Genomic DNA, 24,744 nt, shown 5'->3' on the forward strand with positions numbered 1-24,744 from the left:
CCGCTCCGGCGGCCGAGGCACCCGCGACCGACGCACCCGCCGCACCCGCGAAGCCCGCGGTCGGCCTCGGCCTGGCGGGTGGCGCGAAGCGTCCGGGCGCGAAGAAGCCCGGCGCTCCGAAGCCTGCGGCGGCGGCTCCTGCCGCACCCGCGGCCGAGACGCCGGCTCCGGAGGCCCCGGCCCCCGCGGCGGAGTCCGCTCCCGCCGAGGATCGCACGGTCACGACTCCGGGCGAGTCCAAGGCCGCCGGCTTCGGCATCGCCGCGGGCGCCAAGCGCCCCGGTGCCAAGAAGCCGGGTGCTCCGAAACCAGCGCCTGTGACGGATTCGGCGCCCGCACCGGCTGAGACGCCGGTCACACCCGAACCCGCGGCCGAAGCCCCGGCGGAGGCCCCCACGGCGGCGCCGGAGGCGGCGCCGTCGGCCCCGGAAACCCCCGCCGACCAGCCGAAGGCACCGTCGGGCGGCAGCGACCGGACGGTGTCGACGGAGGGCGAGTCGAAGGCCAAGGGCTTCGGGATCGCGGCGGGCGCGAAGCGCCCCGGCGGCAGGAAGTGATCGAAGCTCCCCGAATGGCTATCGCTTCTGCGGCAGGATGTACGCGTGCCTGAGTACGTGACATACGAGGAGTTCGGGCGGCGGTTCTTCGAGATCGCCGTCAACGAGGAGCGCGTGGGCTCCGCGTTCTCCGACATCGCCGGCGGCGACTTCACCGTGGGCCCGATCCCGTCGGGTCCCGGTGGGGTCGCCAAGGTGTGGGCGCAGGTCGAGATCGACGAGCCGCAGCTCACCCGCCAGGTGGGCGAGCTCATCACCTTCACGGTGAAGATCCCGCTGCGCATCGGCCTGCTGATCGACCTCAAGGTGGACCGGATCCGCTACGACGTGGCCGGCCTCATCACGCTGCCGCTCACCGTGCGGGCCGCGGCACCGCTGGAGCTGCGCATCGAGGTCGACCCGCCCAAGCCCAAGGACGTGTGGGTCGACGTCGAGTCGCGCACGATCCGCGGCTCGATCGTCCGCGTCGTCGCGAGCGTCGACTCGGAGATCCGCCGTTTCATCGCGCAGTACGTGGCCAAAGAGATCGACAAGCCCGAGGTCAAGAAGGCCCGGATCATCAACGTCTCCGAGGAGCTGGGGCGCGCCTTTCACAACCTCGGCGACGAGGAGGATCCGCAGACCGCGACCGCGGCGCCGCAGGTACCGCCCGCGGCGCCCACTGCGGAGTCCGAGGTGCTGGAACCGACCGAGATCCTGCCACCGCGCGACTAGCTCTGGAAACCGGCCGATTCCCGCCTCGGGGCGTCGTACATCGATCGTCGGCGAGTATTCGGCCGGTTCCGCGGCGGATCAGCCCTCGGCGCCGTCGACGATCCGCTGAATCGCGGCGCCGTACGTCGCGATCAGCTCCTCGGGCGACGGCTCGACGAACAGCGGCGCCGCGATCAGGTACCGCAGGAAGGCCAGCCCGAACATCGTGCTGGCGACGATCCGCGCCGTCTCGATCGTGACGCCCGAATGCTTGGTCAGCGTCGGAATCATCACCGACGACAGGAACTCGCCGAAGGTGTTGGCCGCGCCCTCGTCCGCGTTGATCGCGGCGCGCAGCAGCGCTCGGAACGCCTCGGACGTCTCCGGCCCCTCCCATACCGTGAGCGCCGCGCGCACCAGGCGCTCCCCCATGCCCTCGCGCGGGCCGTCGAGCGCGGCGGTGAAGATCTCCTCCGGGTCGACCGGCATGCTCATCACGCCCCGGAACAGGCCCTTCTTGTTGCCGTAGTAGTACGAGACCAGGGCCACGTCGACGCCCGCGCGGCTCGCGATGGCGCGGATCGTGGCGCGGTCGTACCCCACCTCGGCGAAGAGCTCACGCGCCGCCTCGAGGATGTCCGCCTTCGCGGTACTGGTGCCCGCCCGTCTGCCCGTCGCCATGCGGCGATCCTAACAGTATTTCAACGAGTGTTGACTTCCAGGCGCACGCGGTCGTACCGTCGTTTCATCACACGTTGAATTACCTCGGAGGCTCTCATGAGCAAGTCCCACGCCACGCTCGCCGCGGCCTTCGCCGCGCTGGCGATCGCCATTCCCCTCATCGTCCTGCTGTTCACCGGCCCCGCCTCGCACGGCAAGCCCCACGACCTGCCGATCGGCGTCGTCGGGCCGGAAGCGGCCGCGCAGCAGGTCGAGCAGCGTCTGGACGCGCAACAGCCCGGCGGCTTCGACGTCCGCGCCTACGGCTCGGAGGCCGCGCTCGTGCGGGCCGCGCAGGACCGCGAGGTCTACGGCGGCCTTGTCCCCGGAGGCCCCGGCACCGAACCCAAGGCCGTCGTCGCGAGCGGCGCCTCGCCCGCCGTCGCACCGATGATCACCCAGATGTCCACCGCGCTGGCCCAGGGCCAGAAGGTGCAGACCGTCGAGGTCGCGCCGCTCTCCGCCGACGATCCGCGCGGCGCGGGCTTCGGTTCCATCGTGATGCCCGTCTTCCTCTCCGGCATGGTCCTGGCTTTGGCCACCGTGATGATCGGCGGCCACCCGAAGATCGTCGCCGCCGCGCTGCCGATCGGCGCCGCGGTCGTCGGCGGCGCCGCGGTCGGCGCGGCCATGTGGATCGGCGTCCTGCCCGGAGGCTTCTGGGGCCAGTGGCTCGCGATGAGCGCGGGCATGCTCGCCATCGGCGCGACGGTGGCCGGCCTGGTCTCCCTCCTCGGCACCAAGGGCATCGGCCCCGCCGCGTTGCTGTTCATGCTGATCGGCATGCCGTTGGCGGGCATCGCGATGCCGCCGGAGTTCCTGCCGCACGTCTGGGCGGTGCTCGGCCAGAGTCTGCCGATCGGCGCCACGGGCACGGCGCTGCGCAGCGCGGCCTTCTTCGCCGACGGTGGCCTGATCGGCGCCGGGGCCGGCGCGGCCTTCGCGGTGCTCGGAGCGTGGATCGTCGTGGGCTACGCCCTGCTCGTCATCGGCGCGGCCAGGCACCGCGCGGAACGCGGCGCACCGTCGGACAACGGCGAGGTGACCGAAAAGGATTTGCCGCAGCCTGCGACGATATAGCTCATGAGCCGACCGCATGTGCCCCACATCCGCACCGAACTCAAGCCGCTCGAGCAGTCCGCCAAGCTGCAGAACGTGCTGTACGAGATCCGTGGACCCGTGGTGGCACAGGCGGCTCGGCTCGAGGCGCAGGGGCACCGCATCCTCAAGCTGAACATCGGCAACCCGGCGACCTTCGGTTTCGAGGCGCCGGACTCCATCGTGCGCGACATGATCCACGCGTTGCCCACCTCGCAGGGCTACAGCGAGTCGCAGGGGATCGCCTCCGCCCGACGGGCCGTGGTGACCCGCTACGAGGAGGTCCAGGACTTCCCGTACTTCGACATCGGCGACGTGTACCTCGGCAACGGCGTCTCCGAGCTGATCACGATGACGCTGCAGGCGCTGCTGAACAACGGCGACGAGGTCCTCATCCCCGCACCCGACTACCCGCTGTGGACGGCCATGACCTCGCTCTCCGGCGGCACACCGGTGCACTACCTGTGCGACGAGGACAACGGCTGGAACCCGTCGGTCGAGGACATCGAGGCGAAGATCACACCGCGCACCAAGGCGATCGTGGTGATCAACCCGAACAACCCCACGGGCGCGGTCTACTCCCGCGAGACGCTGCAGCAGATCGTCGAGGTGGCGCGCAAGCACTCGCTGCTCGTACTCGCCGACGAGATCTACGACCGCATCCTCTACGACGACGCGCAGCACATCTCCATCGCCGAGCTCGCCCCGGACCTGCTGGTGTGCACCTTCAACGGGCTGTCCAAGGCCTACCGCGTGTGCGGCTACCGCGCCGGCTGGATGGTGCTCACCGGCCCCAAGGATCACGCGTCCGGCTTCATCGAGGGCCTGACCCTGCTGGCGTCGACGCGCCTGTGCCCCAACGTTCCCGCGCAGCACGCCATCCAGGTGGCGCTCGGCGGCTACCAGTCGATCAACGACCTGATCCTGCCGGGCGGGCGCCTGCTCGAGCAGCGCGACGTGGCCTTCGAGAAGCTCAACCAGATCGACGGCGTGAGCTGTGTGAAGCCCCGGGGCGCCCTCTACGCCTTCCCCAAGCTGGATCGGGAGGTCCACGACATCCGCGACGACGAGCAGATGGTCCTCGACCTGCTCAACCAGGAGAAGATCCTCCTGGTCCAGGGCACCGGCTTCAACTGGCCCACGCCCGACCACCTGCGTGTTGTGACGCTCCCCTGGGCCCGTGACCTGGCCGAGGCCCTCGATCGTTTCGGCAACTTCCTGAGTTCCTACAAGCAGAAGTAGGGTGTCGGCGTGACAGCCGACCACGACCACGACGTGCACGACGACGCCGCAGCGCACGTGCACAGCCACTCGCTGACCACCATCTCGCTGGGGAGATGGGCGTCGCGGGTCGTCGTCGGGCTGCTCGCCGTCATCGGCGTCCTCGTCGTGGCGGGCGTGATCCTGCTCTGGCCGTCGCAGATCCGCGTCAGCGTGCCCTCGGGGCCGCAGACGCCGACCCTGGCGAAGGGCGAGGTCTCCGAGCAGCTGGTCGGCGACTGCAACTTCTCGCCGTCGGGCAACGGCCAGCTCAGCGACACGGAGCCGCATCCGGTCCTCAACGCCGACGGCGGCTGCCTCAACAGCTCCGTCAAGATCACCAGCGGCCCGGACGCCGGCAAGTGGACCGTGTTCTCGATCGGCACGCAGCGCACCAACGTCTCCGCCGTGCCCGGGCAGACCGCCTCGCCGGATGCGGCACCGTCGGGCGTGGACCTGTCGCGTCCGGCCACGCCCGGGACCGGGCAGCCCGACCTCTCGCCCGGCACGAAGATCATGATGAGCTGGAACGGCGGCGGCGTGGCGGGCTCACCGTCGAACTACGCCTTCTACGACTACGCGCGCGGCGTCTCGCTGTGGGTGTGGGGCCTGGTCTTCGCGGCCGTCGTGATCGCGGTGGCGCAGTGGCGCGGGCTGCGGGCGCTGCTCGGTCTCGCACTCTCGGGCGTGGTGATCGTCTTCTTCGCGCTGCCGTCGATCCTGGACGGACACTCGGCCGTGTGGGTGGCGCTGGTCGCGTCGGCGGTGATCCTCTACCTGGTCCTGTACCTGGCGCACGGCGTCTCGCTGCGGACATCGGCGGCCCTGTTGGGCACGCTCTGTTCGCTGGCGGTGTGCGGGGTCCTCGCCTGGCTCGCGACGGCCACCACCCAGGTCACGGGCCTGAGCAGTGAGGACACCACCAGTCTGCAGGCGTACGCCTCCACGGTCTCGACGTCCGGGGTGCTGCTCGCGGGCTTCGTGATCGGCGCGCTGGGCGTGCTCAACGACGTGACGATCACGCAGTCGTCGGCGACCTTCGAGCTCGCGAAGCTCTCCCCGAAGTCCTCGCGGCGCCGCACCTTCCTCTCGGCCATGCGGGTGGGCCGGGACCACATCGCGTCGACGGTCTACACCCTGGTCTTCGCCTACGTCGGCACCGCGCTGCCGCTGCTCCTGCTGTTCTCCATCGCGGGCCGGCCGCTGGGCCAGGTGCTCACGTCGGACTCCGTGGCGATCGAGCTGGTTCGCGCCTTCGTCGGCGGCATCGGCCTCGCGCTGTCCGTGCCGCTGACCACGGCGATCGCCACCCTGCTCGCGAAGCCGAAGCGGGTGGCCGTGAGCCCCGAGGCCGCGAAGCGCTACTCGCAGAGCCACCCGGACGCCGACCCGGAGGACATCCCCGTGCGGCCCCGTCGGACCGCCAAGCCCGTGACGGCGTCGGCTCCCGCCGACGACGCGGCGCCCGCCCGACGGTCCGCGACGGTCGAACAGGGATCCGCACCCGTGGCGCCGCCGACCGGACAGTTCCCCGTCGCCCCGCACCCCGCGGCGTCCCGCCCCGCGGCGTCCCGTCCCGTCTCGAGCGCCGACTCCCGGCCCGAGGCAGGGCAGCCGCGCCAGGCCCCGTCACCGACGCAGCAGCCCGCGCCGCGGCCGGGCCGGCGACGCCTGCCGGACGAGCCGATTCCCGCGCCCCCGCGGCCGCAGCCTCGCCCGCCGGTGCTGCCCGACCCGCCCGCGCAGGATCCCTCGCCGCGGCGCGGCCGGCATTCGGCTGACTGAGCCGGGAAGTCAGCTCTGGAAGTTGAGATACGCCTTCGAGGGCGTCGGGCCGCGCTGGCCCTGGTACTTCGAGCCCACCGACGAGCTGCCGTAGGGGTTCTCCGCCGGGCTGGTGAGCCGGAACAGGCAGAGCTGGCCGATCTTCATGCCCGGCCACAGCGTGATCGGCAGGTTCGCGACGTTCGACAGCTCCAGCGTGATGTGCCCGGAGAAGCCGGGGTCGATGAAGCCGGCCGTCGAGTGCGTCAGCAGGCCGAGGCGCCCCAGCGAGGACTTGCCCTCGAGGCGGCCGGCGAGGTCGTCGGGCAGGCTGCACACCTCGAGGGTGGAGCCGAGGACGAACTCACCGGGGTGCAGCACGAAGGGCTCTCCCTCGGCGGGCTCGACCAGCGAGGTCAGCTCGTCCTGTCGCTGCTTGGGGTCGATGTGCGTGTACCGGGTGTTGTTGAAGACCCGGAACAGGCCGTCGAGCCGCACGTCGACGCTGGACGGCTGCACCATCTGCGGGTCGAAGGGGTCGATCCCCAGGCGGCCGGATTCCACATGGGCGCGGATGTCGCGATCGGAGAGCAGCACGGGTTCAGCGTAAGGCAGGCCACCACGGCCCCGAGCGTTGCCACGGGTAACGATCCCGGCCCGCGCACCGACCACAGGGCATGAAGCTCGCACGGATCGTGCTCCCCGCCCTCCTGGCCATCGCGGTGTCGGCGTGCGGCTCCGGGTCCGACGGTCCGCCGACGGGCACGGTCCCGCCGCCGGTCACCGCCTCGGAGACGACCGCATCGGCGCCGGTCACGGCGTCCGACACCGTCGCACCCCCGACGCCCGCATCGCCCTCCCCGCAGGCCGCGACGGTGGCCGATCCACCGGACCGGTATCGCCCCGCGTCCGGTCGGGGCGTCTACTTCTTCACGCCGAGCCGCAACATCGCGTGCGGGCTCGACTCGGCCACCGTGGGCTGCCAGGTCTTCACGACCACTGCGATCCCGCCGGGCGCCGACTGCGATCACGGGACGATGCCGCGGGATCGGTTGTCGAAGGGCTACGTCTCCCAGGACGGTGGTGCGTTCACGCCGTCGTGCTTCAACCAGGGCCTGTTCTTCATGGTGGTGCCCGACCAGAAGACCCTGGAGTACGGACACGGCGTGACCGCGGGCGGCGTGAGCTGCGTGTCCGAGACCCGGGGCGTGACCTGCCGGCGCGGGGAGCACGGCTTCTTCGTCTCGGCGCAGAGTTTCGACCGGTGGTGACGGCTCGCCGGACCCGACGGTGCCCGTGCTAGTGTTGCCGTTACGCGCGGCACCGCTCACCGACGGTGCCGCGACTGCCGATGTAGTTCAATGGTAGAACTCCTGCTTCCCAAGCAGGTAGCGCGGGTTCGATTCCCGTCATCGGCTCCAGGACCGGTCCGCGCAGCGGGCCGGTCTTCATCGTTCGGGGCGAGTGCGCCTCAGGCGTCGGCCGCTTCCGCCGTCGCGCTCCGCGACTTCTGGTCGACGTACAAGAGCGCGTTGGTCACGATGAGGAACGGCAGCACCGCGAGCTGCCCGACCACCCAGCCGACGTTCCCGAGCAGGAGGCTGGTGAGGGTCTGGGAGGCGATGTCGTCGCCGGGCCGCGCTTCGAGGGCGGCGAGGGTGAACGGCAGCCCCACGACGGTCGAGACCACGCCCACCAGCACGTAGGTGCAGATCACGCGGCCGAGCAGGCGCCAGTAACCGTGCCGCTGCAGCTCGACTGCGCGCCACAGCGCGTCGACGGGCCGCAGTTTCTCGAGCACGAGCATCGGCCCCGCGATCACGAGCGTCGGCAGGGCGGCGAGCACCACGACGGCCGCGACGGCGAACAGCACCGTCGTGGTCAGGCGGGCGGACTCCGGCCCGGCGCGCACGGCGAGGGCGATCGCGAGCGCGGCGGCGAGGACGACCGGCACGAGGACGACCACCCCGTCCAGGACACCGAGGCCCAGTGCGGAAGCCAGGCGCGGCCTGGACTGCCGCCACGCCAGACGCAGCGTGGTCCGCTCCCCCGCGAGGTGCCGATAGGCGACGATCGAGCCCATCGCCGTCACGGCGACGCTGACGAGCATCCACACGAGCGTCACCAGCATCGTCCCCGCCGGGTAGAAGCCCAGCGTCACCACGACCTGGAGGCTGTCCTGGTCGGCCGACGGGGTCCAGCGGGGGTCCCGGATGAGCGGGAGCCGGGCCAGCACGCCGAGTGCGGCGATCGTGCTGATCAGCACGGCCGCTATCCCGAACGTGGGCCCCGGGTTCGCGCGGAGCACCGCGAGGGACGAACGGTAGATCGTGCCCACCCCGCGCGGCGGGACGGCGTTCAGTCCTTGTCCTCGGGTGCGTCCGGGTGGTTGCGGGCGTCCATCTCCTTGGCCCGGCGGCGCTGCTGCTCGGCGCGCTCACGGCACTGCCGCAGGAACTCGTCGTCGTCGTCCGGGTACTGGGCGATGTGCCGGCCCGGGCGCTCGTACTCGGGGAATCCCGTGGCGCGCGACGGTGCGCCGCCGCCCGCAGGGGCCCCGACGGGCCGGCCCAGAAGGAACCAGATCAGGGAGCCGGCGAGTGGGATCAGGATGACGATGATCAGCCAGCCGCCTTTGGGCAGGTGGCGGACCCGGTACTCGTCCGAGACGATCACGTCGATGAGGGCGGCCACCCACATCAGCATCACCAGCGCACCGAAGTACGGCATCTTGAACCCCCACCCTTAGGAAAACGGATAGCCGATGCTACCGCGAACCCCGCCCACGACTCGACCTATTGTGGCAGCGTGAGCGATCTCAGCTGGCCGGCGGCCCGTTCCCTCAGCATCGGCAAGCGCTCCGGCGCCGTCCGCGGACACCTCGAACTGACCGACACGCACCTGCGATTCCGCCCGGCGGGCATCGCGTCGAAGGTGCAGGGCACCCCGTTCGCGGTCCAGCTCAAGCACGTCGCGGCCGCGGGGACCGTCGAGGAGACGGTCGGCCTGTTCAAGCGGACCCGGCAGCGGCTCTGCGTCACCCTGGGCGACGGTTCGGAGCAGTTCTTCGAGGTGGGACGGCCCGACGAGGTCGCCGAGGCCGTCCGCGGCCGGCTCGGCGGCCGCGCATGATCGGCGTCATCGGCGGGACCGGGCTGTACCGGTTCCTGCCGGGCGAGAGCGAGCAGCGCACCGTCGACACTCCGTACGGGCGGCCGAGCGCGCCGATCACCGTCGGCGAGGTCGCCGGCCGCGAGGTCGCCTTCCTCCCCCGGCACGGGCGCGGCCACGAGTTCTCGCCGCACACCGTGCCGTACCGGGCGAACCTCTGGGCGTTGTGCAGCCTCGGGGTGCGCAAGGTGCTCGCCCCGTGCGCCGTCGGGAGCCTGGACCCCACCGCGGGGCCGGGAACGATCGCGATCCCCGAGCAGCTCGTCGACCGGACGAGCGGCAGGTCGTCGACCTACTTCGACGGTGGCGGGGTGCACGTGAGCTTCGCCGACCCGTACTGCCCCGCCCTGCGCGCGGCGGCGGCGCCGCACGCGGACCGGGCGGCGTCGACGATGGTCGTCATCGAGGGGCCACGCTTCTCGACCCGCGCGGAGAGCCGCTGGTACGCGGCGCAGGGCTGGGACCTGGTGAACATGACCGGCCTGCCCGAGGCGGCGCTGGCCCGCGAACTGAAGCTCTGCTACGCGTCGATCGCGCTGGTCACGGACCTGGACGCGGGCATCGAAGCAGGCACCGGCGTGCGCACCGAGGACGTCCTCGCCGAGTTCACCCGCAACCTGCCGCGGCTGACCGACGTGCTCACGAAGACCATCGCCGCGACCGATTCCGCCGCGAAGTGCGACTGCGCCGCGGGCGATCACGACCTGCCGGCAGGGCTGGATCCGGTGTGGGTCTAGCCGTCGGCGAGGATCTTCGCGCGGGCCGCGGCGCGCTCATCGGCGTCGATCACACCGCGTTCCGCGAGGTCCTCGATCTCCGCGAGCCGCTCCTCGATCGTGCGCTCCGCGCCGAGGGCGCGGCTCTGCAGCGCCTGCACCTGCAGGTCCGTCTCCAAGGTGAAGATGTCCTGCCCCTTCTCCTTGGCCGCACGATAGTTCTTGACCCCGGTCACGATGATCAGCGTCAGGATGCTCAGAAAGAACACCGCGAAGATCACCGCGCCCACAATGAAGAATCCCGGGACCCCGGGCGATTCCACGGTTACCTGCGGCGTGTCCGGATACATGCGGCGACTATAGCGCGAAATACAGAATCCGCACGACCCGATTCGACCGTGCGGATTCTGGAGTGCTAGCGGCTACGCCGAGCCGAGGTAGCGCTCGGTGTCGCGCTGGAGCCACTTGACGATCAGGCCCACCGGGAACCCGCTGAGCCCGATCGCTCGGTCGCCGCCGATCGGTTCGATGAGCAGCGTCCAGGTGAACACGGAGCCGCCGTCGGGGTGCGCCTCGACGCGGTACTTCTCCGCGAGCCGCGCCAGGCCGGGGGCGGTGGCGGACTGCACGTAGAAGGCTTTCTCGCACAGCGTCTCCGACTCCTCCCAGGAGTAGAAGATCTCGTCGGCGCTGATGCCCGGGCCGAGGTGCACCCGGCGGGTGGAGCCGGCGGCGAAGGGCCGCGGGCTGGTCCACTCGATCTTCCGTATCCCCTTGCACCAGTGCAGCGGTCGGTCCGAGGTCAGCTCACCCCACACCCAGTCGACGGGGCGCGCGGAGCGCACCGAGAACTCGTACACACCGGGACGCCCGGCCTGCAGTTCGGCGGGGAGGACGGGCTTGAGAGCGGGCATGTCGGGCTCCTGGGTTCGGCGGTCAGACGGTGTGCGCGTCCGCGACGTTGAGCGCCTCGTCGATGATGGCGAGACCCTCGCGGGCCTCCTCGGCGGAGACGTTGCACGGCGGCACGACGTGGATGCGGTTGTAGTTGGCGAAGGGCAGCAGGCCGCCCTTCTTGAGCGCACCGATGGTCTCGTTCATCGCGGGGCTGCTGCCGCCGTAGGGCGCGAGCGGCTCGCGGGTCTCCTTGTCGCGCACCAGCTCGATGGCGAAGAAGACGCCCTCGCCGCGCACGTCGCCGACGGACGGGTGCGTGGCCTTGAACTGCTCGAGCGTGGGGCGGATGATCTCGTCGCCGATCGTCGCGGCGTTCTCGACCATGCCCTCCTCGGCCATGGCGTTGATCGTGGCGACCGCCGAGGCGGTAGCGAGGGGGTGGCCCGAGTAGGTCAGGCCGCCCGGGTAGGGCTTGTCGGCGAAGGTCGCGGCGATCTCGGCACCGATGGCGACGCCGCCGAGCGGCACGTAGCCGCTGTTCACGCCCTTGGCGAAGGTCAGCAGGTCGGGCACGACGGGACCGGCGGCGGTCGCGCCGTGCTCGATCGCGAACCACTTGCCCGTGCGGCCGAAGCCGGACATGACCTCGTCGGCGATCATGACGATGCCGTACTTGGTGCACAGCTCCCGGACGCCGGCCATGTAGCCGGGCGGCGGGACCATGATGCCGGGCGTGCCGGGGATCGCCTCGAGGATGATCGCGGCGATGGTCGCCGGGCCCTCGAGCACGATGGTGCGCTCCAGATGCTCGAGCGCGCGCTGCGACTCCTGCTCCTCGGTCTCCGCGTAGAAGGAGCTGCGGTAGAGGAAGGGGCCGTCGAAGTGGGCGACGGACTCGCCGCCGAAGTCGCTCGCGAAGCGGCGGGTATCGCCGGTGACGTTGATCGCCAGCTCGGTGCCGCCGTGGTAGCTGCGGTAGCGGCTGAGCACCTTGCGGCGCCCGGTGTGGACGCGGGCCATGCGGATGGCGTGCTCCACGGCGTCGGCGCCGCCGTTGGTGAAGAAGACCTTGTCCAGATCGCCCGGGGTGCGTTCGGCGATGAGCCGCGCGGCCTCGCTGCGGGACTCGTTGACGTGCTGGGGCGCGATGGTGCAGATCTTCGCGGCCTGCTCCGCGATGGCCGCGACGACCTTCGGGTGCTGGTGGCCGATGTTGGTGTTGACCATCTGCGAGCTGAAGTCGAGGAGCTTGCGCCCCTCGCCGTCCCACACGTACGAGCCCTCGGAGGCGAGGATCGTCATCGGGGTGATCTGCGCCTGCGCCGACCACGAGTGGAAGACGTGGGCGCGGTCGAGCTCGTAGGCGCGGGATCCTGCGGCGATCGCGTCGTCGAGGTTCCGGCCGTCGGGCAGCGTGTTCGTCATAGCTGTTACTCCAAGAAAATGTCTGCGGCAATGCTTCTCTGGCGGTATCCGCGGGTATGCGCTGCTCACCTGGTCACGTCACGGTGACTGCAACGATACCCGCCGCTTCCGGCCCGATTCGTCGCGGCCGACGCCGCGACGCCCCGTCGGATAGCTTTGCAGTATGAGTGGGACGAGCACGGAACGACAGCCCGGCGGACTCACCGGGTTCACCGACAACCCCGTCAACGCGGCGATGGCCCGCGTGCTCGACGACGTGCGCCGCGAGGAGCACCCCGGCGCGGTCGCCGACTACATCCCCCAGCTGGCGACGGCCGATCCGGAGGCCTTCGGAGTCGCCTCGGTGTCGGTGCACGGGCACAGCTACGGCGCCGGCGACTACCGCGTCCCGTTCACCATCCAGTCGATGAGCAAACCCTTCGTCTACGCGCTGGCGCTGGAGGCGCTCGGTGTGGAGGCGGTGTGCGCGCGGATCGGGGTCGAGCCCAGCGGCGAGGCCTTCAACGGCATCAGCTTCGACCCCTCGGGCCGGCCCGAGAACCCGCTCATCAACGCGGGGGCGATCGTCTCGACCTCGCTGATCCCCGGGTCCGACGGTGCCGAGCGCTTCGCCACGATCCGGGACGGCCTGTCGCGCTTCGCCGGTCGCGAATTGGAACTCGATGAGGCCGTCTACCGCTCGGAGTCGGACACCGGCTTCCGCAACCTCGCCCTCGCGGCGCTCGCCAAATCGACGGACGCGCTGCGCGTGCCGATCGAGGACGCGCTCGATCCGTACTTCCGGCAGTGCTCGCTGCTGGTCGACGCCCACGACGTCGCGGTGATGGGCGGCACCCTCGCCAACGGCGGCGTCAACCCGGTCACCGGCGAGCGGGTGGTGAGCACGGCGGTCGCGCAGCACGTGCTCTCGGTGATGACGGGCTGCGGCATGTACGACCGGTCCGGGGCCTGGATGGTGTCGGTCGGGATCCCGGCGAAGTCCGGGGTCGGCGGCGGCATCGTCGCCGCGACGCCGGGCGAGTACGGTATCTGCGTCTTCAGCCCGCCGCTCGACGAGGCCGGCAACTCCAGCCGCGGCGTCGCGGTGCTGCAGCGGATGAGCAGTGAATTCGGCCTGCACCTGCTGAGCCGGTCGATGAACCCGGTGAGCGCCGTCGCCGCCGTCACGACGGATCCGGCCACCGGTCGCGTCGTGCTGCGACTGCGCGGCGAGGTCGACTTCGTGGCCGTCGAGGAGGTCGTGCACGAGGCGCTGAGCCTCGGCCATGCGCAGAGCGGCAGCACCATCGTGCTCGACCTCACCGACGTCACCCGGATCTCGACGGTGTCCGCCTACCTCCTCAACCAGCTCGCCTCCGATGTGGGCTACGGCGTGCGCGTGATCGTGCAGGACCCGTCGAGCCTGTGCACGGCGAACCGTCTCGGGGACTGACGTTCTCGGCGACCCGTCGGGTCATCGTGCGGTGACCACGACGCGGTGCCACCCGGTGGCACCGTCGGGGGCGGGCGGTGCCTGCGCGTCGGTCTGGAGCATCCCGTTCGCGTCGGTGGCGCGGACCTCGAGCGTGTGCTCGCCGCGGTCGAGCGGGATCGAGGCGCTCCACTGCCGCCAGGTGTCCGGCCCGACGGTGTCCGCGAGACGCGCGGGGACCCACGGGCCGGAATCGGCACGGACCTCCACCCGGCCGATGCCGGTGTGCTGCGCCCAGGCGACCCCGGCCACCGTCACCGCGCCAGCGGAGACCATTCCGCGCGGCACGTCGATGCGCGAGGAGACCTTGACCGGGCCGAGCGCCGACCAGCCCCGCGGCGTCCAGTAGCCCTGGTCGGCCGCGAACGTGGTGACCTTGAGCGAGGTCACCCACTTCGTCGCCGACACGTAACCGTAGAGGCCGGGGACCACGAGCCGGGCGGGGAAACCGTGGATCACGGGCAGCGGCTCGCCGTTCATCCCGATGGCGAGCAACGACGCACGGGCGGGATCGCGCAGCACCTCGAGCGGCGTCCCCGCGGTGAAACCGTCGCTGCTGCGCGAGAGCACCATGTCGGCCCCGGCGCGCGGTCGCGCCCGTTCCAGTAGGGACCGGATCGGGTAGCCGCGCCAGAGGGCGTTGCCGATGAGGTCGCCGCCCACCTCGTTACTGACGCACGCCAGCGTCGCGTAGTGCTCCTCCAGCGGCAGCGCGAGGAGCTCGTCCCAGGTGAGGGTGAACGGCTCGTCGACCATGCCGTGCACGTCCAACGACCACTCGGCGGGATCGAGCTGCGGCACCCGCAGCGCGGTGTCGATGCGGTAGAAGTCCGCCGCGGGCGTGACATAGGGGGTGAGCCGGTCGATCCCCAGGTCGGCGCCCGCCGGGACGGCGGCCGCCGGCGTCGTCGGCGACGGCAGACGGAGAGTCTCCCGCGCCGACTTCACCGCGACCGCGCCGGCCGAAAGCAGGCGGGCCCCGACGAGGGCGAGCACCGTCGTACCGGCGGCCGCGCCGGCGACGACGAGGAAGCCCCTCCGGTCCAGCGTGGCGGCGCCGGCTCCCTCACCCGACGATCCGGGCCACAGCCGCCGCATCGCGAGACGCAGCACGACGAGCGCCGTTCCGATGCCCACGAGACTCGGCGCGGCCCACAGCGGAGTCGCCTCGGGCCGCGTGAGCGCCGTCCACGTTCCCACGATCCCGACCACCCCGAACAGCACCGATCCCCAGGGCGGCCGGCGGAGCTCGAGCAGACCCGCGACCGCGGCGCCCAGGGCGAGAACAACGCCCATCACGCCGAGGAGGACGGCCTTATCGGCGGTACCGAAGTACTCGACGGCGAAGTCCTTGAGCCACGGCGGCGCGGCGTCGATGACCGCCGCGCCGCCCGTGAAAAGGGTGCTGGACCCGGGCGCGACGACGGCGGCGACGAGCTCCGACACCGCCAGCCCGGCCGCGCCGGCGAGGACACCCGCCAGCGCGGCGTCCCCTCGTTGTGCACCCCGCCCGGCCGGACTCGCGGACTCCTCGGTCATGGATCCAGCGTGGCACGCGGAGGCTGCGCCCGCGAGCGTCGCCCGCACACCTCACGGAATCGTAAGAATCGGGGGAAGGACAAGGGCCGCCGCAGCCTTCCGGCTGCGACGGCCCCGTCGGTCCAGCTACTCCCGCATCAGCTGCGCGAGTCGACCACGGTGTAGGTGTCGTCGGCGTACTCGGCGCGGATGAGCTTCTTGTCGAACTTGCCGACCGAGGTCTTCGGGACCTCGGCGACGAAGGCCCACCGCTCGGGGATCTGCCACTTGGGCAGCTTGTCCTCGAGGAAGGCGCGCTGCGCGGCGACATCGGCGTCGGCGGCGTCCTTGACGACGGCGAGCACGAAGGGACGCTCGTCCCACTTCTCGTCGGGCACGGCGACGACGGCGGCCTCGGCGATGGTCGGGTTGCTCATGACCGTGTTCTCGAGCTCGACGGAGCTGATCCACTCGCCGCCGGTCTTGATCATGTCCTTGGTGCGGTCGCGGATGGTCATGAAGCCGTCCGGGCTGATCGACGCCACGTCGCCGGTGCGGAGCCAGCCGTCGTGGAACTTCGACTCGTCGGAGACGTTGCCCTCGGGCGAGTAGTACGCGCCCGTGATCCAGGGGCCGCGCACCTCGAGCTCGCCGGATGCCTCACCGTCCCAGGGCTGTTCGTTGCCCTCGTCGTCGATGAGACGGGCCTGGACCGACGCGGGGAAGCGGCCCTGCGTGACGCGGTAGCCGAACTCGTCCTCGGCGGAGATGCCGAAGGGCGGGCGCGAGACCGAGCCCAGCGGGGAGGTCTCCGTCATGCCCCAGGCGTGCACGATGCGGGTGCCGAGCGTGTCGAAGGTGCGGATCATCGACGGGGGCACCGCGGCTCCGCCGACGACGACCTCGCGCAGGTGCGAGATGTCCTGCGGCTTGGCGGCGAGCTGCGCGGCGACGCCGGCCCAGATGGTGGGCACGGCGGCCGCGAAGGTGGCCTTCGTGGCGTCGAGGATCTGCAGCAGCGGCTCGGGCTGCAGGAAGCGGTCGGGCATGATCAGCGTGATGCCGCCCATCATCGCCGCGTAGGGCAGGCCCCAGCTCATGACGTGGAACATCGGGACGATCGCGAGCACGGAATCGGCGTTGCCGAGCGCCATGCCCGACGACGAGTTCACCTGCATCGAGTGCAGCCAGATGCTGCGGTGGCTGTAGACGACGCCCTTGGGGTCGCCCGTGGTGCCGGAGGTGTAACACATGACCGCGGCGTCGCGCTCCGAGATCTCGGGCCACGCGAAGGTGGTGGGCTCACCGGCGATCAGCTCGTCGAAGGAGTGCACCGTGATGCCCTCGGGCGCCTCGAGCGCCTCCTTCGGGCCGTTCGCGACGATCACGTGCTGGACGTTCGGGGTCGCGGCCAGGTACTTGCCGAGCAGCGGCGCGACGGAGGCGTCGACGAGAATCACCTTGTCGTCGGCCTGGTTGATGATGAACACCGCCTGCTCGGGCGAGAGGCGCAGGTTCAGGGTGTGCAGCACGGCGCCCATCGCGGGCACGGCGGCGTACGCCACCTGATGCTCGTTGTTGTTCCACATGAACGTCGCGACGCGGTCGCCCCGCTGCACGCCCAGCTTGGTCAGGGCGTGGGCGAGCTGTGCGGCCTTGTCCCCGACCTCGGCGAAGGACAGGTCGCGCAGGCCCTCACCGGTCCACGTGGTGATCTTTGCCTCGGGGAAGACGCGGCGGCTGTACTCGACAAGACGGGCGATCGTCAGCTCGCCGTCCTGCATGGTGGTCGCAATCACGGTGGTGGAGACTCCTTCTCGGATGGGAAATGCAGCCGGTGGCACTACTGGCTGGTGATCTGGTTGACCAAGCGCACGACCGACCTCGGGGCGAATTTACTCGAATTGGACAGCAACGTGGTCAGGGTTCCGACGGAATAGTGGATCCGGGGCAGGAAGGGCACCCGGATCGAGGGGTGTACGGAGTTCCAGACCTGATCGGCGACCTCCTCGGGCGTGATGTTCACGCCGAGCGTGCGCGTGCTCTTGGCGTCGGTGTCCGCCAGCGCCGTCTTCGCCCACAGCGGCCAGATCGCGACCACGCGGATACCGTGCTTCTCCCACTCCAGCTCCAGCGCCTCGGTGAAGCCTGCCACGTAGAACTTCGCGGCGCTGTAGGTCGCGATGCCCGGCTGGCCGTAGATCGCCGACGCGGAGCTGATGTTCACCAGGTGCGCGCCCTCGACACCGGTGAGGTACGGCAGCGCCGCCTTGGCGCCGTAGGTGACGCCGAGGGCGTCGATGTCGATCTGGAGCTTGATCTGCTCCGGCGTGATCTCGTCGAGATCGCCACTGAAGAGGACGCCCGCGTTGTTGTCGAGCACCGTGAGGGTGCCGCCGGTGTGCTGGGTGAAATCGGCGAGCGCCGCCTCCCACTGGCCGTAGTCGGTCACGTCGAGCGTGCCGGTCACGATCGCGGGGTGTTCGGCCTTCAACTCCTCCAGCGCAACGGCGTTGACGTCGTAGACGCCCACCGTCCACCCCTCGGAGAGGAAACGCAGAGCAGTGGCCCGACCGATGCCCGAGGCACCGCCGGAGATGAAGATCGATGGCATGGCGTCCAACCTACCTGCTGGTCAGGCCGGGGTAAACCCCCTACTGAGCAGGACTCAATTAGGGGCGGGTGCCGCCCTCGGGCGCGGATCCGGGCGGTACGACGGTGCCGCTTCCGGGCATGAAATCATCGGATCACCGCACGCTTCATGAGAGGAACGAATGACCTCGCTCTTCGAGCACATCGACACCGCCATCAGCTGGCTCAGCGTCAATCTCTACAACTGGGTCCTGATCTACCTGCTGTTGGGCGTCGGCGCCTACATGACGATCCGAACCCGTTTCGTCCAGGTCCGCCTACTGCCCAGCATGATCCGCGCTATCGGCTCGTCCCGGTCCGACGCGGAGGGCGGCATCTCGTCGTTCCAGGCCTTCTGCGTGGGCCTCGCATCGCGCGTGGGCACCGGCAACATCGCCGGTGTGAGCGTGGCGCTCGTGCTCGGCGGGCCCGGTGCGGTCTTCTGGATGTGGGTCGTCGCGCTCGTCGGCATGGCGACGGCGTTCGTCGAGGCCACTCTGGCGCAGCTGTTCAAGGTGCGGGGCACCGACGGCAGCTTCCGCGGCGGCCCCGCCTACTACATCCAGCGCGGGCTCGGTTCCCGCCGTTGGGGCATGGTCTTCGCGGTGCTGCTGATCTTCGCCTTCGGATTCGCCTTCAACATGGTGCAGGCCAACACGATCGGCGGCTCGCTCGCCGCCACCTTCCACGTCGACACCGCCTGGATCGCGGTGGCGCTCATGGTGATCACCGCACCCATCCTGTACGGCGGCGTGCGCCGCATCGCCAAGGTCGCCGAGGCGATCCTGCCGGTGATGGCGCTGATCTACGTGGGCCTCGCACTCGTGATCGTGGCGCTCAACATCACCGCCTTCCCCGAGGTGATCCGACAGATCGTCGCCGGCGCCTTCGGCCTCGACGAGGCCCTAGCCGGCACCGCGGGCGGCATCCTCGCGGCCCTGCTCAACGGCGTGAAGCGCGGCCTGTTCTCCAACGAGGCCGGCATGGGCAGCGCGCCGAACACCGCCGCGACGGCCACCGTCTCGCATCCCGCGAAGCAGGGCCTGATCCAGTCCTTCGGCGTCTTCGTCGACACCATCATCGTGTGCACGGCGACGGCCTTCATCGTGCTCGTCTCCGGGATCTACACGCCGGGAACCACTCCGGAGTCCGGTGGCGCCGTGCTCACGCAGGATTCGATCTCCGCCGTCCTCGGAGCGTGGACGACGGTGCCGATGGCGCTGCTGGTCTTCGTCTTCGCCTTCTCGTCGATCATCGGCAACTACTCCTACGCCGAGATCAACCTCAACTTCCTCGGGCTGGAGGGCCAGCGGCTGCGCGTCCTCCAGACCCTGGTGCTCGCGGCAGTCGGCGTCGGCACCCTCGCCGAGCTCGACACCGTGTGGATGCTCGCCGACGTCGCGATGGCGCTGATGGCCACGGTGAACCTCGTCGCGATCGCCCTGCTCGGCTCGTGGGCCTTCGGCGCGCTCCGCGACTACGACGCGATGACCAAGCGCGGCGTGGACGAGCGGTTCGTCGGGCGCGGCAACCCGAATCTCCCCGGCGACCTGCCGGGTGATGTGTGGGGCCCCGTCGATGAGGCAGAGCCCGCCCGCTGAGGGGCGACCCCGGAAGTCGTAGGACAGGGTGATGGTTTCTGACATCGCACAGTGGACGGCCTGGTCGATCGCCGCAGTCTGCCTCCTGGTGAACTTCTACACCATTGCGGCAGAGCACGATCGACGAAAGAACGGAGCCCCCTCGCTCGCGTGGGTGTTCTGGACGTCGGCGGGAGCGCTGGCGGCGTCGACGGGCGTCGCCGTGGCAATCCAGCGAAACGCCAGCGCCGGAGTGGCGGCGGCCAGCCTCGTGGTGATCACGGCCCTGCTCGTTGCGATCCGAAGCACTCGGTATGTCCGCCTGTTCGGACGAGTGATCACCATGGCGGACCGATAGACGTCCCGACGGGTAGCCGGGGCATTCCGCGGGCAGCGGAAGGGCCGACGGCGGGTCAGGAGGCCCCGTCGACCATGCGGGCGACGACGGCGAGGAGGCCGGCCATCTGCGCATCGGTGGCGCGGCGGCGGCCGCCGCTGAGGGCGGCGTCGTAGTACAGGCCATCACCGAGGAGGAGGACCGCGCGGGCGGTGGCCTCGTCGGGCACCTCCTGCTGCACCGTCGCGAGGAAGCGGTCCTGCATCGACCGGATCGCGCGCTCGGCGCGATCGTTCGCCGCCTGGCTCAGGCGGAGCACCGCGACGATCGCGCGATCGAGCGGGGAGTCGTCGTAGTTCGAGGTGCGCACGTAGTAGGCGACGGCACCCTCGGGCGCGGCGGCCATCAGCTCGACGTCCGTGGCCACCAGCTCGTCCAGCCAGTCGCACAGGCCGTCGACCAGGGCCTTCTTCGATCCGAAGTGATAGAGCAGGCCACCCTTGCTGACGCCGGCCTCCGCGGCGACGGCCTCGAGCGTAGCCGCGCGTTCGCCGTGCTCGATGAGGATCTTCACGAAGGCGTCGAGCAGCTTGGCGCGGGCGGCGGGAGGGGGCGGCACACCTCGCATCGTAGGGGTGATCGTCGTCTCTCGTTTCTATACCGTCCAGCTGGTACAGTAACGCGGTACTCGAAACAACGACACCGCAGGAAGTGCCGCCATGACCACCACACTCACCACCACGACCGCGTCCCCGCGCGCCACGGTGCGCGATTGGGGTGCGCTCGCGGTCCTGATGCTTCCCGTCCTCCTGGTGTCCATCGACGGCACCGTGCTCGGCTTCGCGCTGCCCTCGATCGCCGCCACGCTGGGGCCCACCGCGGCGCAGCAGCTGTGGATCATCGACGTCTACCCGCTGGTGCTCGCCGGCCTGCTCGTCTCGATGGGCAGCCTCGGCGATCGCTGGGGACGGCGCCGCCTGCTCCTCCTGGGCGCCACCGGCTTCGCCGCGATGTCCGTGGTCGCGGCCTACGCCCCCACGGCCGCGGCGCTCATCGCCGCCCGCGCGGGCCTGGGCTTCTTCGGCGCGATGCTGATGCCGTCGACGCTCTCGTTGCTGCGCAACATCTTCACCGATCCGCAGCAGCGGCGGCTCGCGATCGCGGTGTGGGCCTCGTGCTTCGCCGCCGGTGCCGCGCTCGGCCCCATCGTGGGCGGCTTCCTCCTGGAGCACTTCTGGTGGGGCTCGGTCTTCCTCATGGCCGTGCCGGTGCTGATCCCGCTGCTCGCGCTCGCCCCGGTCTTCGTGCCCGAGTCGCGCGACCCGAAGCCGGGCCGCATCGATCCGGCCTCGATCGCGCTCTCACTGCTCGCGCTGACCCCGATCGTCTACGCCGTCAAGACGCTCGCCAAGGGCGGCGACCTCGTGGTCGTCGCGGTGGCGCTGGCCGTCGGCGCGACGGCGACCGCGCTGTTCCTGCGCCGGCAGCTGCGCCGCCCGGACCCGATGCTGGACGTGCGCCTGTTCGCCGACCGCCGCTTCTCCGGCGCCGTCGCGGTGAACCTGCTCAGCGTCTTCTCGCTGGTCGGCTTCATGTTCTTCGTCTCGCAGCACCTCCAGCTGGTGGTCGGGATGAGCCCGATGGACGCCGGCTGGGCGCTGGTCCCCGGGCTGATCACGATGATGGTCGCGGGCCTGTACGTGGTGCGGGTCGTGCGGTGGATCGCCCCGTCGACCGTGGTGGTAAGCGGCATGCTCGTCTCCGCCGCCGCGTACGCCGTGGTGATGGCCTTCGCCTCGCCGGATTCCACGCTCGCCGTGCTCATCGCCTTCGCGATGCTCGGCGTGGGCATCGGCGCCGCCGAGACGCTGTCGAACGACCTCATCGTCTCGTCGGTGCCCGCCGAGAAGGCGGGTGCGGCATCGGCCGTTTCGGAGACCGCGTACGAACTCGGTTCGGTGCTGGGCACGGCCGTCCTGGGCTCGATCCTGGCCGGTGCGTACGCCGCGAAGCTCGTGCTTCCCGCGGGGCTGAGCGGCGACCAGGCCGGGGCGGCGTCCGAGACGCTGGCCGGCGCGCACCACGTCGCCACGCAGCTGCCCGCCGAGTCCGCCGACGCGCTGGTCCGGGCCGCCGGTCAGGCCTTCGACGCCGGCGTCTCGGTGACCTCCGCGATCGGCGTGGTGCTCATGCTGGCTGCGGCCTGGATCGCGCACCGCACGCTGCGGGCACCGTCCTCGTCGGTCGCGACGACCGTCGCGCAGTAGTCCCGCAGCCGCCGCGCCGCGGCGCTCGCCACCTCCGCGTGGCCGGTGAGCGTCGCGGCCGCGCGGGCGGCGAACGCAGCCACCTCCGGCGGCCCGGCCCGGGTCCGCCAGTGCGCCGCGCGAGTCTCGAAGAAATCCGCGATCTCCTCCCACCGCCGGGCGGCACGCGCCAGTGCCGCCGGGTCCACCGCATCACCGGGCATCGCCGCCCCCTCCCATGAGCACCTCGGCGAAGGCGCGCAGGCTCGGCGATCCCTCGGCGAAGTAGCCGGAATGCGCGCCCGCCGTGGGGAGTGCCCGCTCGCCCGCGGGCAGCGCCGTCGCACCGAACGACGGTGCCGCCGGGTCGGTTCCGAGCCCCACGTAGATCCCGAACAGCCGCGCCAGGCGGGCCGCACCGTCGGTCCGCGCGACCTGCGGGATCGGATCGGCGGGGTCGCGCGCCACGTACACCGGGATCCCCAGCTCGGCGGCCGAGCGCACGGGGCCGGCGCCCGGCGAACCGAGCAGGACCATGGCGTCGACGGTGCCCGCGAGCGCGCCGTCGGCGCCCGCCGTCGCCACCGTGGTCGAGCCGTAGCTGTGCCCGAAGACCACGACGCGCCGGTCCTCGACGAGCGCATCGATCTCCCGCAGGTCGCGCTGCAGCGCGGCCGCGCCGTGTGTCGCCGCGGACCGGCCCAGCACCTTCGCCGACCCCCACCCGGACGGCGCGTCGTAGCCGATCCACGCCACCGTCGCGACGGTGCGCGACGGGTCGGCCCGGCGCGCCTCCGCCAGCAGGTTCTCGGCGTTCCCCAGGACCGCCGTGACCGAGCCGAGCGTGGTGCCCATCCCCGGCACCACGACGCCCACGTTCTGCGCGGCGTCCAGATCGCCGATCGCAACGACGGCGATCCCGTCGCCCGCGAACGCCCCCGACTCGTACGCGACGAGCTGCACCGTCTCCCCGCCCGCCTCCAGCGCGACGATCCGGGCCTCCAGCGCGCCCAGCGCCGCGAGCCGCGCGTCCTCCGCGTGATCGCGACGGCGACCACGCTCCCGCAGGAAGGCCAGGTCGGCGGCGAGCCGCCGCCGATTCTCGCGGTCGCGCGACGCCGTCCTTCGGACGGGCATCGACGGTGCGCCCACCGCCGCGGGCAGGTCGATCGCCGCCAGCCGCTCCGCGAGTCCTCCTCCCCCGGCGAGGATCTCACGCTCCGCCGCCGCGAGCGCCACGGCCAGTGCCGCGGCGGCGGCATCCTGGCGCGACGCCCAGCCGGCGTACGCCGCCGCGGGCGTACCGCGCCACGCCGTCTCGTCGATGACCACCATGGCGTCACGCTAGGCCCCGGCGCCGTCGACCTCGCCCGGTCGACGGCGCTCGAAAGCCCGTTCCTCCACAGGACCGCGGTCCTCCACAGGAGGTCGGACCGCGGCCCGTCGGACGGAAGGAATGTCAGTCCCCGCGGGCCGCGCGGGCGAGCGCCGCATCCTGCTCCGGCGTGCCGCCCGAGACCCCGAGCCCGCCGATCAGGTCCCCAGCATCGTCGAACAGCGGGACCCCGCCGCCCATGAGCAGCAGGCCGCCGCGCGGGACGTGATCGAAGTGCGGGTACGCCTCACCGACCGCGACCGGCGAGGCGAGGTCCTCGCTCGGCATCCGGAACATCACCGCGGTCCGGGCCTTAGCGACCGCGAGGTCGTTCGAGGCCAGCCAGGCGTCGTCCATGCGCTCGAAGGCGACGGGCGAGGCGCCGCGGTCGAGCACCGAGAAGACGGCGTTCAGTCCCTGTTCCGCGGCTCGCGCGCGACCTCGGTCGATGATCTGTCGGGCAGTGTCCAGGGTGATGTCAGGCATGCTGCGTCCACTCCGTCTCCTGCCACTGCTTCGCGGCCTCGATGGTGTCCGCGGGCCGCATCGTGCGGTAGAGGTGGTCCTCCGCGGGGATGATCTCGACCATCGCGTCGATCATCTCCTGCGGATCGGCCTGTCCGGCGAGGCTGTCGCCGAAGTCGGGCATCGGGACCACCGCGGTGTCGGGGTCGTACCACTGGACGTAGCTCTCGGCGCCGGTGTCGTTGAAGCCGGTGCCGAAGACGCCCGGGTTCACGGTGGCGACCTTGACGCCCAGGGGCTCGAGCTCGGCCTTCATCGACCCTGCGATCGCCTCGATGGCGTGCTTGGTCGCGCAGTAGACGCCGAGGAACGGGACCACGAGGATGCCGCCCATTGAGGAGGTCCAGACGACCTTGCCGGCGCCGCGCCGCACCATCTTCGGGACGATGCTCTGCACGAGCTGCAGGTGGCCGAAGACGTTGATCTCGAACGACTCCCGGGCGCGCTGGAGCGGAATGTCCACGATCGATCCGCCCTCCATCACGCCCGCGTTGAGGACGAGGACGTCGGGGTCGTACGAGCCCGCGTGCGCGAGATCGATCTCGTCGAGGATGTTGAGCTTGATGACCTCGATCCGCACGCCAGCCGCTGCGGCGTCCGCGCGGAGCCCGCGGACCTGCGGCCAGGTCTCGGCGGCGGCGATGACCTCGTGACCCTGCCGCGCGAGCTCGAGCGCGGTCCCGCGACCGAATCCGGAGCTCGCCCCGGTGATGAGTATGCGCTGTGCCACGATCTCTCCTTCACTAACTGGTTGGTTACC

At 71.0% G+C, this 24,744-nt stretch carries 25 protein-coding genes, 1 tRNA gene and 1 pseudogene; 13 read left to right on the top strand and 14 right to left on the bottom strand.

What is annotated here, in order from left to right:
- Both FK530_RS18605 and FK530_RS18610 read left to right on the top strand, forming a co-directional pair.
- Positions 1-557 (top strand): annotated as a pseudogene (locus FK530_RS18605) (Fe-S oxidoreductase); the annotation flags it as partial.
- 45 nt (positions 558-602) lie between these two features.
- Positions 603-1,271 (top strand): hypothetical protein, encoded by a 669-nt coding sequence (locus FK530_RS18610; protein ID WP_231706698.1) that lies wholly within the window; start codon positions 603-605, stop codon positions 1,269-1,271.
- Positions 1,272-1,349: 78 nt separating this feature from the next.
- Here the strand turns inward: FK530_RS18610 and FK530_RS18615 are convergent, their stop codons facing one another.
- Positions 1,350-1,931 carry a TetR/AcrR family transcriptional regulator gene (locus tag FK530_RS18615; RefSeq protein WP_146488480.1) on the bottom strand — a complete coding sequence of 194 codons (582 nt, stop codon included), beginning with the start codon at positions 1,929-1,931 and terminating at the stop codon, positions 1,350-1,352.
- Positions 1,932-2,027: 96 nt separating this feature from the next.
- Here FK530_RS18615 and FK530_RS18620 point away from each other — a divergent pair, with 96 nt between their 5' ends.
- From FK530_RS18620 to FK530_RS18630, 3 genes are read left to right on the top strand one after another with little or no spacing between them, the layout of a single operon-like run.
- The gene (locus FK530_RS18620) at positions 2,028-3,050 is read left to right on the top strand and encodes an ABC transporter permease (protein ID WP_146488481.1); all 1,023 of its coding nucleotides are present in this window, start codon (positions 2,028-2,030) and stop codon (positions 3,048-3,050) included.
- Between the two features lie 3 nt (positions 3,051-3,053).
- Positions 3,054-4,310: a pyridoxal phosphate-dependent aminotransferase gene (locus tag FK530_RS18625; RefSeq protein WP_146488482.1), complete on the top strand. Its 1,257-nt coding sequence runs from the start codon at positions 3,054-3,056 to the stop codon at positions 4,308-4,310.
- Positions 4,311-4,319: 9 nt separating this feature from the next.
- Complete coding sequence (locus FK530_RS18630; protein WP_231706699.1) at positions 4,320-6,113, top strand: YibE/F family protein; 1,794 nt, start codon at positions 4,320-4,322, stop codon at positions 6,111-6,113.
- Between the two features lie 9 nt (positions 6,114-6,122).
- Here the strand turns inward: FK530_RS18630 and dcd are convergent, their stop codons facing one another.
- Positions 6,123-6,689 (bottom strand): dCTP deaminase, encoded by a 567-nt coding sequence (dcd, locus tag FK530_RS18635; RefSeq protein WP_068524682.1) that lies wholly within the window; start codon positions 6,687-6,689, stop codon positions 6,123-6,125.
- 80 nt (positions 6,690-6,769) lie between these two features.
- Between dcd and FK530_RS18640 the strand changes: the two genes are divergently transcribed.
- Together FK530_RS18640 and FK530_RS18645 are read left to right on the top strand one after the other, a co-directional pair.
- The gene (locus FK530_RS18640; RefSeq protein WP_146488483.1) at positions 6,770-7,363 is read left to right on the top strand and encodes a hypothetical protein; all 594 of its coding nucleotides are present in this window, start codon (positions 6,770-6,772) and stop codon (positions 7,361-7,363) included.
- A gap of 76 nt (positions 7,364-7,439) precedes the next feature.
- Positions 7,440-7,513 (top strand) — tRNA-Gly (locus FK530_RS18645).
- A 50-nt stretch (positions 7,514-7,563) separates the two neighbouring features.
- On the opposite strand, the gene FK530_RS18650 is transcribed toward FK530_RS18645, so the two are convergent.
- Together FK530_RS18650 and FK530_RS18655 are read right to left on the bottom strand one after the other, a co-directional pair.
- Positions 7,564-8,358, bottom strand: coding sequence for a hypothetical protein (locus tag FK530_RS18650; protein ID WP_146488484.1), 795 nt, complete (start codon positions 8,356-8,358; stop codon positions 7,564-7,566).
- A gap of 92 nt (positions 8,359-8,450) precedes the next feature.
- Positions 8,451-8,822 carry a PLD nuclease N-terminal domain-containing protein gene (locus tag FK530_RS18655; RefSeq protein WP_146488485.1) on the bottom strand — a complete coding sequence of 124 codons (372 nt, stop codon included), beginning with the start codon at positions 8,820-8,822 and terminating at the stop codon, positions 8,451-8,453.
- A 78-nt stretch (positions 8,823-8,900) separates the two neighbouring features.
- Here FK530_RS18655 and FK530_RS18660 point away from each other — a divergent pair, with 78 nt between their 5' ends.
- Complete coding sequence (locus tag FK530_RS18660) at positions 8,901-9,224, top strand: hypothetical protein (protein WP_146488486.1); 324 nt, start codon at positions 8,901-8,903, stop codon at positions 9,222-9,224.
- Entirely contained in the window at positions 9,221-10,000 is a 780-nt protein-coding gene (locus FK530_RS18665; protein ID WP_146488487.1) for an S-methyl-5'-thioadenosine phosphorylase, read from the top strand. The genes FK530_RS18660 and FK530_RS18665 overlap by 4 nt, the downstream gene beginning before the upstream one ends.
- On the opposite strand, the gene FK530_RS18670 is transcribed toward FK530_RS18665, so the two are convergent.
- The 3 genes from FK530_RS18670 to FK530_RS18680 all read right to left on the bottom strand — a co-directional run bounded on the left by FK530_RS18670 (position 9,997) and on the right by FK530_RS18680 (position 12,301).
- Positions 9,997-10,329, bottom strand: a complete 333-nt coding sequence (locus FK530_RS18670; protein ID WP_146488488.1) for a hypothetical protein — start codon at positions 10,327-10,329, stop codon at positions 9,997-9,999. The genes FK530_RS18665 and FK530_RS18670 overlap by 4 nt on opposite strands.
- Positions 10,330-10,401: 72 nt before the next feature.
- Entirely contained in the window at positions 10,402-10,893 is a 492-nt protein-coding gene (locus tag FK530_RS18675; protein ID WP_146488489.1) for an SRPBCC family protein, read from the bottom strand.
- 22 nt (positions 10,894-10,915) lie between these two features.
- Positions 10,916-12,301 (bottom strand): aspartate aminotransferase family protein, encoded by a 1,386-nt coding sequence (locus FK530_RS18680; RefSeq protein WP_146488490.1) that lies wholly within the window; start codon positions 12,299-12,301, stop codon positions 10,916-10,918.
- 163 nt (positions 12,302-12,464) lie between these two features.
- Here FK530_RS18680 and glsA point away from each other — a divergent pair, with 163 nt between their 5' ends.
- The gene (gene glsA / locus FK530_RS18685; RefSeq protein WP_146488491.1) at positions 12,465-13,733 is read left to right on the top strand and encodes a glutaminase A; all 1,269 of its coding nucleotides are present in this window, start codon (positions 12,465-12,467) and stop codon (positions 13,731-13,733) included.
- 21 nt (positions 13,734-13,754) lie between these two features.
- Here the strand turns inward: glsA and FK530_RS18690 are convergent, their stop codons facing one another.
- The 3 genes from FK530_RS18690 to FK530_RS18700 form a co-directional block, all read right to left on the bottom strand.
- On the bottom strand, positions 13,755-15,311 hold the full coding sequence (locus FK530_RS18690) for a molybdopterin-dependent oxidoreductase (protein WP_146488492.1): 1,557 nt from the start codon (positions 15,309-15,311) through the stop codon (positions 13,755-13,757).
- Between the two features lie 137 nt (positions 15,312-15,448).
- Complete coding sequence (locus FK530_RS18695) at positions 15,449-17,089, bottom strand: long-chain fatty acid--CoA ligase (RefSeq protein ID WP_231706700.1); 1,641 nt, start codon at positions 17,087-17,089, stop codon at positions 15,449-15,451.
- A gap of 44 nt (positions 17,090-17,133) precedes the next feature.
- A complete protein-coding gene (locus FK530_RS18700; protein ID WP_146488493.1) occupies positions 17,134-17,904 on the bottom strand; it encodes an SDR family oxidoreductase in 771 nt (256 codons plus the stop codon).
- Between the two features lie 160 nt (positions 17,905-18,064).
- On the opposite strand from FK530_RS18700, the gene FK530_RS18705 reads away from it, so the two are divergent.
- Together FK530_RS18705 and FK530_RS18710 are read left to right on the top strand one after the other, a co-directional pair.
- The gene (locus FK530_RS18705) at positions 18,065-19,522 is read left to right on the top strand and encodes an alanine/glycine:cation symporter family protein (protein ID WP_146488494.1); all 1,458 of its coding nucleotides are present in this window, start codon (positions 18,065-18,067) and stop codon (positions 19,520-19,522) included.
- A gap of 31 nt (positions 19,523-19,553) precedes the next feature.
- The gene (locus FK530_RS18710) at positions 19,554-19,859 is read left to right on the top strand and encodes a hypothetical protein (RefSeq protein WP_146488495.1); all 306 of its coding nucleotides are present in this window, start codon (positions 19,554-19,556) and stop codon (positions 19,857-19,859) included.
- Between the two features lie 55 nt (positions 19,860-19,914).
- Here FK530_RS18710 and FK530_RS18715 read toward each other — a convergent pair whose 3' ends face one another.
- Positions 19,915-20,466: a TetR/AcrR family transcriptional regulator gene (locus FK530_RS18715; protein ID WP_223120463.1), complete on the bottom strand. Its 552-nt coding sequence runs from the start codon at positions 20,464-20,466 to the stop codon at positions 19,915-19,917.
- A 91-nt stretch (positions 20,467-20,557) separates the two neighbouring features.
- Here FK530_RS18715 and FK530_RS18720 point away from each other — a divergent pair, with 91 nt between their 5' ends.
- Positions 20,558-22,105, top strand: coding sequence for an MFS transporter (locus FK530_RS18720; protein ID WP_146488497.1), 1,548 nt, complete (start codon positions 20,558-20,560; stop codon positions 22,103-22,105).
- A 192-nt stretch (positions 22,106-22,297) separates the two neighbouring features.
- Here FK530_RS18720 and FK530_RS18725 read toward each other — a convergent pair whose 3' ends face one another.
- The 3 genes from FK530_RS18725 to FK530_RS18735 all read right to left on the bottom strand — a co-directional run bounded on the left by FK530_RS18725 (position 22,298) and on the right by FK530_RS18735 (position 24,714).
- Positions 22,298-23,419 carry an alpha/beta hydrolase gene (locus FK530_RS18725; protein WP_146488498.1) on the bottom strand — a complete coding sequence of 374 codons (1,122 nt, stop codon included), beginning with the start codon at positions 23,417-23,419 and terminating at the stop codon, positions 22,298-22,300.
- Between the two features lie 124 nt (positions 23,420-23,543).
- On the bottom strand, positions 23,544-23,945 hold the full coding sequence (locus FK530_RS18730) for a GlcG/HbpS family heme-binding protein (RefSeq protein ID WP_146488499.1): 402 nt from the start codon (positions 23,943-23,945) through the stop codon (positions 23,544-23,546).
- A complete protein-coding gene (locus FK530_RS18735) occupies positions 23,938-24,714 on the bottom strand; it encodes an SDR family oxidoreductase (protein WP_146488500.1) in 777 nt (258 codons plus the stop codon). Before FK530_RS18735 ends, FK530_RS18730 begins: the two co-directional genes overlap by 8 nt.
- Between the last annotated feature and the right edge of the window lie 30 nt (positions 24,715-24,744).

This window comes from Tsukamurella conjunctivitidis, from assembly GCF_007858475.1.
GTDB classification, from domain to species: Bacteria; Actinomycetota; Actinomycetes; order Mycobacteriales; family Mycobacteriaceae; genus Tsukamurella; species Tsukamurella conjunctivitidis.